The sequence below is a fragment of the Paenibacillus sp. strain BS8-2 genome (assembly GCF_054483835.1).
On the sequence record NZ_CM137010.1, the window covers coordinates 5,475,028 to 5,488,434 of the forward strand.

The 13,407-nt window shown below is 47.6% G+C and carries 6 protein-coding genes; all 6 read right to left on the minus strand.

The window, feature by feature from the left end:
- Nucleotides 1–13 precede the first annotated feature (13 nt).
- The gene (locus ACX1C1_RS23890) at nt 14–3,964 is read right to left on the minus strand and encodes a hypothetical protein (protein WP_458954613.1); all 3,951 of its coding nucleotides are present in this window, start codon (nt 3,962–3,964) and stop codon (nt 14–16) included.
- 90 nt (nt 3,965–4,054) lie between these two features.
- The gene (locus ACX1C1_RS23895) at nt 4,055–4,924 is read right to left on the minus strand and encodes a carbohydrate ABC transporter permease (protein WP_458957788.1); all 870 of its coding nucleotides are present in this window, start codon (nt 4,922–4,924) and stop codon (nt 4,055–4,057) included.
- 35 nt (nt 4,925–4,959) lie between these two features.
- Nucleotides 4,960–5,868 (minus strand): ABC transporter permease, encoded by a 909-nt coding sequence (locus ACX1C1_RS23900; protein ID WP_458954614.1) that lies wholly within the window; start codon nt 5,866–5,868, stop codon nt 4,960–4,962.
- Between the two features lie 106 nt (nt 5,869–5,974).
- On the minus strand, nt 5,975–7,597 hold the full coding sequence (locus tag ACX1C1_RS23905; protein WP_458954615.1) for an extracellular solute-binding protein: 1,623 nt from the start codon (nt 7,595–7,597) through the stop codon (nt 5,975–5,977).
- 195 nt (nt 7,598–7,792) lie between these two features.
- On the minus strand, nt 7,793–10,045 hold the full coding sequence (locus tag ACX1C1_RS23910; protein ID WP_458954616.1) for a helix-turn-helix domain-containing protein: 2,253 nt from the start codon (nt 10,043–10,045) through the stop codon (nt 7,793–7,795).
- Nucleotides 10,046–10,236: 191 nt separating this feature from the next.
- On the minus strand, nt 10,237–13,401 hold the full coding sequence (locus tag ACX1C1_RS23915; RefSeq protein ID WP_458954617.1) for an alpha-mannosidase: 3,165 nt from the start codon (nt 13,399–13,401) through the stop codon (nt 10,237–10,239).
- Between the last annotated feature and the right edge of the window lie 6 nt (nt 13,402–13,407).

The window sequence follows — 13,407 nt, forward strand, 5'->3', positions numbered from 1 at the left end:
CCTTTACTCGTATTTATTTGCGATGTATGCTCTCCGGATATGTTGCTGGAACATCCCGATATCGATGCACATTCTTTAGCGCGAACGGATGATGCCCATATAAAGAAGTTCGATGGGTCTGTCGTTCGATTAAAGGCTTGAAGTTCCTCAGCGATGCCGGGTTGTCATCCACCGGATGCGGATAAGGTACACCCTCTCCGCACAGATTGACAGTCGACACGGTATACTGATGAATCTCGCCGCAATCGGAGCGAACACAAGAATACCGGGTATTTTCACCCGCATAGATTAATTCCTGCTGCCCGCGGAAATCCATACGGTACAGGCGATAGCTCTGCGCGCCTAATACGCTTCCCCAGGTCAATTCAAGCTCATCTCCTTGGATAACGATGTCCAGCCCTTCCGGCGGCTCTGGCATACGGTCGCTTGGATAGAGAGGATATTCATGAGAATATTCGCCCAACTTGGCATGTTCGTTTATCCCGCATACGCGAACAAAGTATTTTTTTCCGTTGATGATCCCTTCCAACCTACAGGAAGTCTCCGTCACGACAGCAGTCGTCTGCCATGTCTCACCATAATCCTCGCTAATCTGCACTTGATAACGAGTTGCGCCAGGAGCCTCGTGGAAACGCACTTCACAAGTGCCGTCTCCTTGGAGAACACGCTCGACACTCGGAACCGCAGGCATCGGCAAGCTCTGCGGATCCACGATTTCCAGTGTATATTCACCGCTTGCGATGGCGAACATCCCTTCATCATCCGGCTCAGCCAACAAGCTGTTCAGATAGATACGGACATTTCCCTTTCCTTCATAGGTAACCTGAATACGATCTTCTGCCAGGCTGGAGACCTTGCCAGTAAGCGATCCAGATGAACTTATGCTCAAGCTGATTCCCGTTTTTCCATTCTCGGAAGCCAGATATATGCCTTTGGCCAGAATCGACTGTCCCTGAATGAGCGCAATATCGACAGTACCATCTTCATACTCCCTTATCGCACCAGCCGTACCGGCAAACACTGCGCCGTCGAACTCTCCCTGTAGCGGGTAATGGCTTCTGAATAACGTATCTTTGAACGCTGGCGCCACAACAACCGCGCCATAGCTTCGTTTCTCCACCAATAAATCCTTACGATGACTGACGATCGCGAAGCTATCTCCGCTTCCCTCATACCAGACGCAGTCAGTAGCGTTCGCTCCATCGCCTGTCGTCAGCTTGCTCCTGAAATCGCATCTCGACAACAAATGGATCTGGGGCATTTCGTCAAAGCTCGAGACGCTCCAAGTAAAGCGATTGCGCATCGACGGCGAGCCTGTTTTGTCATAGATCGAAATATAATCCGTCCCGGACAGCAGCACATTGCGCTCCAGATATTCGGGATACGAATAAGACAGATCATCCTTCTCTGATTCAATTGCAGTATATTGAAAAGTACCTAGCGAATGGTAGGCATTTGTCATGACGCTCGGCCCAATTGACGTGTATTTATTGTTCTTCCACACGCCAAAATTGCATGCTACCTCACAATCGTTTAACATGCGATCGCCCGCATCTTCCTTGCCGTGATGACTGTACGCCTTGCCTTGGGCGTAATAATAGATGTTGCCGCTGCCGCCCATGCCTGCGGTGCCCCAGCGGTAATTGGGTCCCTCGTCGATCTGCTGCACGAATACGGAAACCTCATCCTGCGTATATACGCCGCTCCGCAGCATGATGCCAAAACCAGTAAAAGCGATCGTCTTGAAGTCAGGCCTTGTGCCTCGATGCCTGCGGTCCTGCTCGCGGATGGGCTTGTACGGTTCGAAGCTTCTGGATTCAAAATCATCGGGCAAATCTGAGCATATATAATGAAGGTTCTCGGCGAGAATCGGATCATAACGCTCCAGACTTTGGGCGAAATCGCGCATCGAAAGAGGCGTCGTCCTTCTGGCTGAATGAGCGCCGATCGGCAGGTAGACGCGGTGAGGTCCTGCATCCTCCTCAAAGCAGCTCCAATAATGACCCTGATTGCCGATCATCTGCATGAACGTTTGGTTTTCTCCGGCGAAAGGCGCGGTCAAAGCATGCACCAGCCATCTCCCCAGCATAGCCGCATAAGGGGTAGCGAACAGGTTTCTCATGTCCGCTTGCCTCTCAAGCAGCGTCGCTGTTTTCAGCGCAGGAATAAGGAATGCCCACGTATAGGTTCCGAGATTCTCTGCCCAGCGTCCACCCGTCAGTCGAAGCCCCGGCAAGTCAGGCCTTGTATACAGCCGAAGCGAGGTCTCTACGAATTTGGCGAACAGCTCTTTCCAATGCCCTGTCTCCGGATGCGCGGGAAACTGCGTGACCATATAACCCAGCGCTCGCTTTACGTCACCATGCAGGTTGGGCGGTCCGCCATGCATATTCAACAGCGGTATGACTTCTTCACTGGCAGCCAGATAGGTCAGGAGCAGCAGTATCGCTTCCACACGTTGCCGGGTCGGTGCTGGCATGACATGATGATAAAGATTGTACGCCTTTGCGAAACTCTCCATCCTGCGATAGGGAACTGCGCTAAAGCCTGCGTTGGCTCGCTGACCGTGCGTAGGCAGCTTGCTCACAAGAATGTAGTTCATCAGAAACTGCTCGAAGCTTTCGTAGTCCGGATATGGGCATTCATCAAAAATGATCGTACTACGTCTTGCATCCTCAGGATATTCCAGTACGTAGTCCTTGATCTTATCGAGGGAAAGAAGACTGTATCGAATTTGCAGGAACATGCTGTAGCTCGCGCCATGGAAGGGCAAGTTGGTTGCTCCGGACAAATAGCGAGCCTCCTCCGGCTGCTTCGGCCTTGTGCTCTCGAACCAGGCTTTGTCCTTCTCATGAGGGTATATGGCAACCGCTGTCGTTCGTTTACCGCTGACAAGCGGATATTCCCACCGCAGCAATCCATGCTGATAGAAGAACCGAACCGCGAAGCCGTCCCAGGAGCAGAACATATCGTATCTGCCATTGTCCCAGCTGGATTCATCCAATATGAATGCCCCGATGGATTGACCGCTATTGTCATCCCAGAACGACGCCGCATTCACTTTGACAATCGATGACTGCGGCTCATACATGGAGAGTCGAAACGGGATTTCACCTGCTGCACTATTCGACCACATCCCGACGGGATGGCTATAATTGCCTACATAAGGCTGATCGATACGGTCCCAATTAAATTGTTCATATTCACTTTCGTAGTCTCCGATCATAATCGCTGGATTGTTCGGAGCATGCCGATGAGTCGGCGTCAGACCAGACCAATAAAGAGTGAAGGAAGCTTCGTCATGTTCATCGATGTTCGTCATTTGCTCATCAAATATCATGAACTCCATGCCGCGAATGATTCTAAGCTGAGCCGTATAGGACTTGCCGCCGTCGAATAGATACACGATATTATAATCGGCAAACAGCGGCCCGAATTCTTGGCACGTGGTGACGATTTCCAGAATGCGCAGCTTGCCCGGTTTAATCTCCGAGTTGCCGTATTTCATGCCGTCCGTGTGGACTTGCATAATCGGTCCGGGAATTTGTACCGGGTAAAGCTGAGAATTCGGAATTCGCGCGGCGAAGACGCCATTATCTAACCATAAACTGCCTTCATCCTTGGATAGGCGGATCGGCGAATCAAATTGTTGTATCGCTTCCGATCGCTCTAGCTTGAAGCTCCGCGCCTCCCCCGGCTGCAAGCTGGCTATAAAGCTGAAGTCTGCAGACAGCAGGCGCCCGGACGAATCCAGTCGAGACCTGGACAACTGATAAGGAATGTGCCGCTGTGCGGTTAAATCCATGAATACAAGTGCATGTGGAACAATCGGATTCTTACTGAAATCAAGATGGTAGGTGAGCAGTGTGTCTGGCCACCAATAGAGCTCGTGCTTCAAGTGATCCCGTAGATTAAAGATATGACTGTCTGTAAAAGTGATCATTTTCTCTTCCGTAAATCGCAAATGTATCGCCTCCTCCCTTCTTCGAGCTTCTGGTGCTGGACACTCGGCCATCAACAGAATGGGTCTTCTTATCGTTCATAATAGCGAGCATCAGCCCTTTACGGAGCCGAGCGTCATGCCGGATACAAAATACTTCTGCAGCCATGGATAAGCAAGCAAGATCGGTACCGTCGCAAACACGATGTTGGCGGATTTAAGGCTTTCCGGCAAGATCTGAACACCAATCATGCCTTCTTGTTCCGTAAATGCCCCGGAAGCGTTCATAATAATGTTGTACAATCTTAGCTGCATCGGATACAGATCCGTATCGGTAATATACAACAGCGAGTCCATAAATCCATTCCACCTGTGAACAGCATAGAACAAGCTTAATGTAGCGATGACAGGCATCGAAAGCGGCAGTACAATTCGCGTCAGAATGCCGAAATGGGTGCTGCCGTCTATTTGCGCTGATTCCTCAATGCCTTCAGGAATATTCTTGAAGAAGCTTCGCATGATGATCATATAGAACGGACTGATCAGTCCCGGAATAATCATGACCCACATCGTGTTAAGCAAATTCAGCTCTTTCATCAATATATATTCGGGGATAACGCCTCCACCGAAAAACATCGTCACGACAATCATCAGCATAATAACCTTATAACCGCGCAGGTACGTCTTTGTTAGCGGGTAGGCGCAGCAAATCGTCATAATCAAGCTAAACACCGTATACATGACCGTCAATTGAATCGTAAAGAACAACGATTGGATCACCTGACTGTCATTCAGCACGACCTTATACGCATCTATGCTGAATTCAACCGGAAAGATGGTCACATGCCCAGACAGAATTGGCCCGTTGGAGCTAAGAGACATCGCCACAATATGCAAGAATGGGACGAGCGTGATGACCAGAAATGCAAGAAGCAGCACATAAATAAGTGAATCCGCCATACGATCGGCGATGCTTGATTTGATTCTCATGATCGTAAACTCCTTTCGTAATTATCCAATCAGAATATACCTTCATTCGTTATTTTCTTGGAAAGATAGTTGGAACCTAGAACAAATACGAGTCCTACAACAGATTGGAACAGTCCTACTGCAGTCGCAATTGTATATTGGCCAGACTGCAAGCCGACCCGGTAAACAAATGTGCTGAGCACATCGGCATAATCCTGTACCATCGCGTTGCCCAGAATATAGGGACGATCGAAACCGATTGAAGCCATATGCCCGATATTGATAATGAGGAGAATGACAATCGTAGAGCGGATGCCTGGCAGCGTAATATGCCACATCTTACGCATGCGACCCGCGCCATCCACTTCTGCCGCCTCGTATAATTCTTTGTTGATGCCCGTCATCGCGGCCAAGTAAATAATGGTCCCCCAGCCTGCGCTTTGCCATACACCTGTAGAGAGATAAGTGACTAGCCAGTAGTTCTTATCCGCCAGGAATGGCACCGCATCGAATCCCATATCCATAATCATTTGATTGATGATCCCTGTATTTGTAGAGAACAATTGATAAACCATGCCGCCGATGATGACCCAGGATAGAAAATGGGGAAGATAATAGACCGTCTGCGTCATTTTCTTGAACCAAGGCAATTTGAGCTCATTTAACAGAATAGCCAGGAAGATAGGTGCCGGGAACGAGAAAAGCAAATCCAATCCATTGAGCAGGAACGTGTTGCGCAGAGCAGAATAGAAGTCATTTCTTTCAAAAATCTGTTCGAAAGCATCGAAGCCAATCCAGGGGCTCGCCATAATGCCTTGGAAGATGTTGTAGTCCTTAAATGCAATCAAGATGCCGTAAATTGGACCGTATTTAAAGATGATAAAGTACGTGACCGGCAATATCAGCAATGCATACAACTGCCAGTTACGCTTCAGATACACACGTGCAGCAGAATTCATTCCGACTCCTCCTTGTGAAAACAACCGCGCATGCCGTTCACGTGCTTGCTGCTGCAAGGAACGGCATGCGCGAGTTGTCAGTTATTTCTCAATCTATTTTTGACTATTACTTTTTCATTTCAGCCCACAGCGCTTTTCTTTCATCAACGACAGCCTGGCCGCCGCTCTTCATGTAATCTTGCACCGCACTGTCGTACACAGAATCAAAGTTTTCCGGCTTCGCCATGATCGTTTGTACGATTAATTGATCGTACTTCTGCTTCAAGGCTTCGCCGTACGTGGATTGTGATTCAAGCGGACGCGGCAGCTTGACGAATTGGTATCCGTCTACAAGCGACAGCTCCATCGATTCCATTAGCTGCTTGCCGTATTTCTCAGAAGGAGTGTCGACAGACTTGATATTCTTTTCGATGCTGCCAAAGAATGTGCCTGTAGTCAACAACTTATAATCGCCCGTATTATAAAGCTCAACTTTGTTCAACTCTTCATCAAGAACAACAGGATAACCATCCACAAGCTCGTAGTTGCGGCCTTCTTCGCCATACGAAATACGTTGGTAAACATCCGGATTCGACATCCAGCTCAAGTATTCGATTGCTTCTTGAACCCGTTTGCTGGATTTAGGGATCATGATATACATGCCGCCTACTCCATATAGCGGCTTCGGATAGGTGCCATCTGCTGCCTGGAACGTATCGATCGCTTTAAGCTCTGCGCTAGGAACATTCTGATTCAACGTTTCTGACACTTTGTTCTTAGCGGCGAATGCCTCGCTATTGCTGCCTGCGTAGAAGCCGACGAAACCGTTCATAACCGCCTGCGTCAATTGTTTGCCGTCCTTATCCAGACCGAAATCCGGGCTCAGCAATCCTTCATTGTACAGCTTGTTGAACCAACGAAGGCCTTCCTTGTGACCTTCAAGCAAAATTGGATTATCCAGGTCACCATACTGTTGGGTATTCACAAATTGTTCTTCCTCTGTAGTCGGCTCAATAAACGACCACATTGGGGAGAAGAAGGAAGCGGTATTCATGGCGAAACCGTAAGGAATGACCTTATTTCCTACTTTTCCAGGATCCTGTTCTTTAAAGGCTTTTAATACCGTATACAGCTCATCCTTGTTCGTTGGAGCCGGCATATTCAACGCATCCAGCCAGTCTTGGCGGACGAAGCGTGCCCATCTGCCAAGGAATTCCCTTTTGGCGACAATGCTGTATTGCCCGTCATCAAACTTGCCCGCATCCAGAGCGTCTTCGCCCATAAATGTTTTCAGGTCCGCGCCATATTGATCCAATGCCTCGGACAACTCCATTACGCCGCCTTGCTTCACAAACTTGTACGCCGTATTGACGTCATAAGTGAAGACAAGATCCGGCACATCGCTGGTTGCCATTAGTACATTCAGCTTCGTAATTTCTTCCGCCCGAGGCACCGGAACAAATTCTACTGTAATGTTCCTTGGATCTCCGAACTCCTCCTGGATATACTTTGTCATGTGATTGTTTGTCACCGTCAATCCGGAAGGTGAATTGCCGCGCTCGAATACTTCAATCTTCAGTGTGACGGGGTCCCGCTTCTCTTCAGGTGAACTGGAAGGACTAGCTGGCGTATTCGTTCCCCCATTGTTGGCTTCATTAGCACCCGAGCTGCAAGCCGCCGAAACAACGACTAGTGAAGCCGCGAGCATCGTCAATAAGCTACTGCGTACGAATCGAATCTTTTTGTTCAAAATCAATTACCCCTCTCGTTTTTTAATGTTGAATACGATTCCAAATATACATCCCTCTACCTGCAAGCTGCAATCAACTTAATTCCAACCGATGTCATCGTAATCTGACCTAGTAATTTCAAGGTTAATACACGTTTTGCTGCCTGCCGTATACCGAATTCCGCCTTCCATATCGTTTTCCGCAGGCAGATTTTTTCATTCCGCTGACATCATTTTGCGGTAATCCATGGGGGGGATGCCCACAATCTTCTTGAAAGTCCTGCCGAACGAAATCGGATTGGTATACCCTACCTCTAACGCGATATCCTTCAAAGGATCTCCCGTGCTGAGAAGCAAATGTTTGGCGTGTTCCATGCGCAGATTAACCAGAAAATCTCCGAACTTCTCGCCGAACTCCTCTTTGAACAATTGGCTTACATATTTGCCATTCACATCGAATCGGTCGCTTATATCCTTTAATGACAAATTGGGGTCGGTGTAATGCAACTCAATATATGAGCGAATTTCCTTAATCATCGGTCTCCAGCTTCTGACTCCCAATTGCACTTGGAAAGCATCGTACATTTCGCACAAGCCATCTGAAATGGCCTGCTCAATCTGCGTCAAGCTTTCGGCTTGGTCCAAGTTCTTATTCAAATCGGGCAAAAGCTGCTCCTCCCAATAGTCTGGCAAATCACCAGGAAGCGTCTCTACACTTTGACTAAATAAATAAAGAAGATACTGGACCAAATTACGGATTTCATCCTCGGGCAGCGGCCGACTGCGCCATTCGCCGAACATCCGCTTCAATTGCTCCTTCCATTGCTCATTCAAGCGGAAATCCTCAATAATTTCGCGAATCATATGCAAATAATTGTAGGCTTCGTTATCCACATTATGATTCAAATGAGCGCTATCGAAGATTTGATCAGCACCCAGAGTCAGCTTATATTTTAATGCGCTTTGGGCATCCTCGAACTGCTTCGGTACTCCGTCCAATTCAGTGGCCGTTTGCCCAATTCCAGCCGACAGCGTAAATCGCAGATGCTTGTTCACCCATGCTCTCAATTGTTCACAAAGCTCCCTTACGAAATCCCGATGCGTCTGCATGTCCTCATCTTCATTGTATACAAGCACACCGAACGAGTGACCGTTCATCCATTCGCCCCAAATTCCGCAATCGTGATGTCCCGCCATTTCGATCAAGACATTCGCGATCGAAAATTTGAACAAGCTTTGGTCACGAACGCTGTATTGCGTGCAAAATTCTTGATAATGGTCGATCTCGATAATAACAAACGTGATATGCGCGAAGCTGCTCCTCATTTGGAATTGTCCCAATTCCTCTTCCCACACCTGTCGATTTACCGTTCTTTTCCCCTCCACCAGCTCCCTGAACAGCTGTTGGCGCCGTATAACCATATCCCCTTTCTTTTCTTTCTCATACGTTTGGGTTTGGTGGATAAATTGTTCTATCGCATGTTGAATAAACGAAAATTCATTACCGCTTCTGCTGCTATCGAGCGACATGCGACTTTCATATTGGTCAATTTGATTTATGATTTCTTCAATTGGACGATATTTGCGTTTGGAAAGGTAAATCAATAGCAGGATGCAAACCAGGATCAACAGCATGCCGACCCCAACCCAAACATAAGAAAGGACGGACATCCAACTCAATAGAACAGCCGATTTCAACCCGCTCTTCATGGTTAATCCGCTGTATTCCGATGTCATACTCGTCATAACATTTGATTCTTCGGCAGAACCTGCTTGATCTGCGGCAGTTTCAGAATACGGATACAGCATTTGCTCAGAATCCCATACTTGAATAAAGGTGAAATTATTGATTAATGGATCGATCATGCTCATCAAAGAGCTTAAATCGATATGGATAAGCACCAAACCTTGATCACCGAATGGAAAAGGAATACGTTTCGTCATGGAGATGACCCAATAATCCGTACCGCTCATGTTATCCATTAATTTTCTTGGACTAGACCAGCTTATACTGGAGGGCTGGTCTATTCTGCTGATTGCATAATCACGGTCCGAGAAGCTGCTTAAGTTTTCCCAGCCTACCGATGTAATGACGCGTTTATCCTCAAACCATAAAAACTCGATCGATTTAACGATCGAATTTTGGATGGTTATTTTTCTTATCTCTTCAAAAAAAGAATAGTCCAACGCCTTCTTCTCTGAGGCATTCGAATTAAGTAAATAATTTTGAATAACCGAATTGGATGAAATGTCCATTACAACGTTCCGCTCCGTCTCGAGCAGCCTGGAATCGATCATATCCTCAATATAGGAGGTAAACACTTTATTAGCTTGAATCGCTTGTTTGGATGAGATGTCATTGATCACAAGGAACGAGATTGAAGCTATTACGGTAATGATAAAGAAAATAATCGGCAAATACGTTAATAATGAACGTTGGTACTCTTTTAAGCTTTTTTTCGCTAGCAATAACGTCCCCTTCTTTCTATCGATAATCTATGTATGTGCACACCTTGTACCTTTTCTTATCATGTATCGGCATATGAATCAATGAACAACTTTCCGCACAACAGCATCGATTTCAGTTTCGGAATAAGATAAAACGAGTGATGAAAGCTGCAACCACGGCTAATGGGAGCAGTTTCTATCACTCGTTGTCATTAAAATGCTATTTCAATAATAAATGTTTTGATCTCGTAAGGGGTAATGGAAAAGCGCAGCTCTCCATCAAGCTTTGGTTCCTCTAGTGGCCGCTCCATCAGATCACATTCCTGCCAGGACAAGATCTTCATGGAGCTTTCTATTATGATCTCATTACGCGCACCCGCGTATTCATGCAAGCGCACAATCAGCTTGTCCTGATCCTCTGCCTTCTTAATGGCATCCACCAAAACATGACCGCCCTTTGTTTGGAACAGGGACATCATCTCCCCTGCTTGAGCAGAGCCTGATGCTGCTTGTATTGGATTATTTAGTTCCCACGCTGAAGGAACCGTGCCGCCTTCAAGCCAATCTCCTTGATGCGGGAACAAAGCATAAGTGAACACATGCTCTCCCAAGTCGGCCATCGGGTCTGGAACCATCGCCGATTTAATAAGCGTCAATCGCATCAAATGATCTTTGATATCATAACCATATTTGCAATCATTGAGCAGACTCACACCATATCCGCGTTCTGACAAATCTGCCCATTGCTGGCCTACCGTCTCATAACGAGCATAATCCCAGCTTGTATTCCAATGCGTTGGCCGTTTCACATTACCGAATTGAATGTCAAACGTCGCCTCCGTGCTGCGGATGTTTACCGGGAAGGCTGCTTTGAGCAGTTGACGACGCTCCTGCCAATCCACCTTCGTATCAAAATCTATTCTTCTGTTGTCGGCATATACGAGCATCCTCTGGGTAATGGTGGATTGCCCATACAGCCATTGAAATTCAACGACGGCGCGAAGAGGGCCGCTTTCAATCAGACGGGCGAACTGAAGATCTCCAATAGTTCGCATCTTTTGCTGATAGAACAAATCAATGTCCCATGCTTCATGACGTCCCTTCGGTTTATCCTCGAACACCTGCAGCACATTGCCCGCTTCACCTTTAGCGAGCACTTCACGATCCATCGTTTTGTCATACACGCTTGTCAATTGCCCAGCGTCATTCCATTCAATCCTGTAGAACGGAGTCGATATCCCTTTCGTATCATAAATGAAGTTGGGATCGTCCGCAAGCTGATCTTCACCGGCTATGGCATTAGAATAATACATGACGGCATAACCCATGGACGGAATCTGTTTGACCTGGACTAACCATTGATCGCCGGTATGTACGGACACAAGCTTCACGCCGTTATGATCAACCCAATATCCACAGGAAGGCAGCTGCTTGTCGGTCACCGCTACTATGGCATCGCGACTCCAATTGGCACTGTTGAACACCAAATAGCTGTTCTTGTCCTCAACCTCTCTTACCGATTGGGCAAGAGCATCCGCCGACCGATTCCACACCCGATTGGCGATCTCGAACGCCTCTGCGTACTCCAGTCTGCAATCCTCATATACTTCGCCGATGGAAGATCCAGGGATGATATCGTGGAACTGATTCCGCATTATGATTTTCCAACCCTCGACAAGCTCAGAATGTCCGTACTCCGCCCAGTCATTCCGAATAATGCTGTTCATAGCGCTGAGCCACTCCGTCTCTCTGTATAACAGCTCGAGCTTGCGGTTGGCACGCTTGTTGTAAGCCTGGCTGGTGTACGTTCCGCGATGAAGCTCCAGATAAAGCTCGCCATCCCAAGTATGCACGTATTGATCCGTTTCTTGGATCGTTTCCTTCAATTGCTTGAAGTAGTCATCTGCCCTGCCGGTTGTCACCTTGGGCACACCTGGCATTTTCTCGAGTCTACGCCTCATTTCCAGCATTTCACGATTAACACCGCCGCCGCCATCGCCATAACCATAGGAGAGCAACAAGGATTGGTTGATCTCTTTATTACGATATGCATCCCAGATGCCTTGTACAGATTGAGGCGTTACTTTACCGTTGTAGGTATAATAGAAGGCACCCTCATCGGCACCCGGATCAGGCGTTGTAATAAAATGTGTCAACACCTCGCTGCCGTCAATACCTCTCCACTGGAACGTATCATGCGGCATCCTGTTGTATTGATTCCAGCTGATCTTGGTGGTCATAAAGGTATCAATTCCGAATTTCTTCAAAATTTGCGGCAATGCCCAGCTGTAGCCAAACACATCCGGCAGCCACAGATACGTGCAATCCACTCCAAATTCTTCTTTGAAGAATCTCATCCCGTACAGAAGCTGTCTGACAAGCGATTCACCCGAGGTCAGATTACAATCGGCCTCCAGCCACATCGCCCCGCCAGCTTCCCAGCGTCCTTCTTTCACCCGAGCACGGATTTGTTCGTATATTTCCGGGTAATCCGTTTTGATATATTCGTATAGCTGCGGCTGGGTTTGAAGAAATACGTAATCCGGATACTGCTCCATGAGACGCAATACGGTCGAGAACGATCTGGCTGCCTTTTCCCGTGTATGCTTTAGACGCCATAACCATGCAACGTCAATATGCGTGTGTCCAATACATTGTACCGATATTGAATCACGTTTCGGCATTTGTCCCAGATCCCTTTGGAGCGTATCCCTTGCCTCCAGAATAGATCCATAGAATGTTTCCGAGCCCGGATAACTCCAATCGATACGATGAAATGAACGATCCAGCGCCTTCAATAGATCATGGTAATCCGGCGAGCTCACACTAAGCACTTGCACCGTATCCAGGGCTGCCCGAGCGGTATAGAAAAGATCATCCGTTGCTTCATCCAACCAGCCAATACTTGCTTGGCGCATCGTATGTTCAATTGGAGCGGCAGGGGCATATCCGTTGAGACCAGACCAAAGCCGGAATTGAAGACTTACATTCGTGCCGATCAGCTCGGATGTGAAGAACACCTCCTTATGATTGGAATCCACGCCTTGATAAGGCTTGCCATTCACAAAGAGCAGGGACTCAAATCCGCTGTTGTTCCCTCCCCCGGACTGACCGAAATCAAACTGCCCAACCACTTTTCTTCCATGCCAAGCGGCAGGAATTTGTACCTCCATGGATAACCACACATAATAATCGCGTCCCGACCAATGATCGCCAAGCTTTACATCTTCCCAGTCGCCTTCTAGGGAAGGATAGACGCCAATCTCTCCCATTGGATCAATCTGCATACGAATGGAGGCTAGCGATGTGGCATCACGATATCTGTATCCGTCTAACTCCTTTATTCGTGCTTCGAGTTTTTCCTTGGTCCAAAACAAAACGTT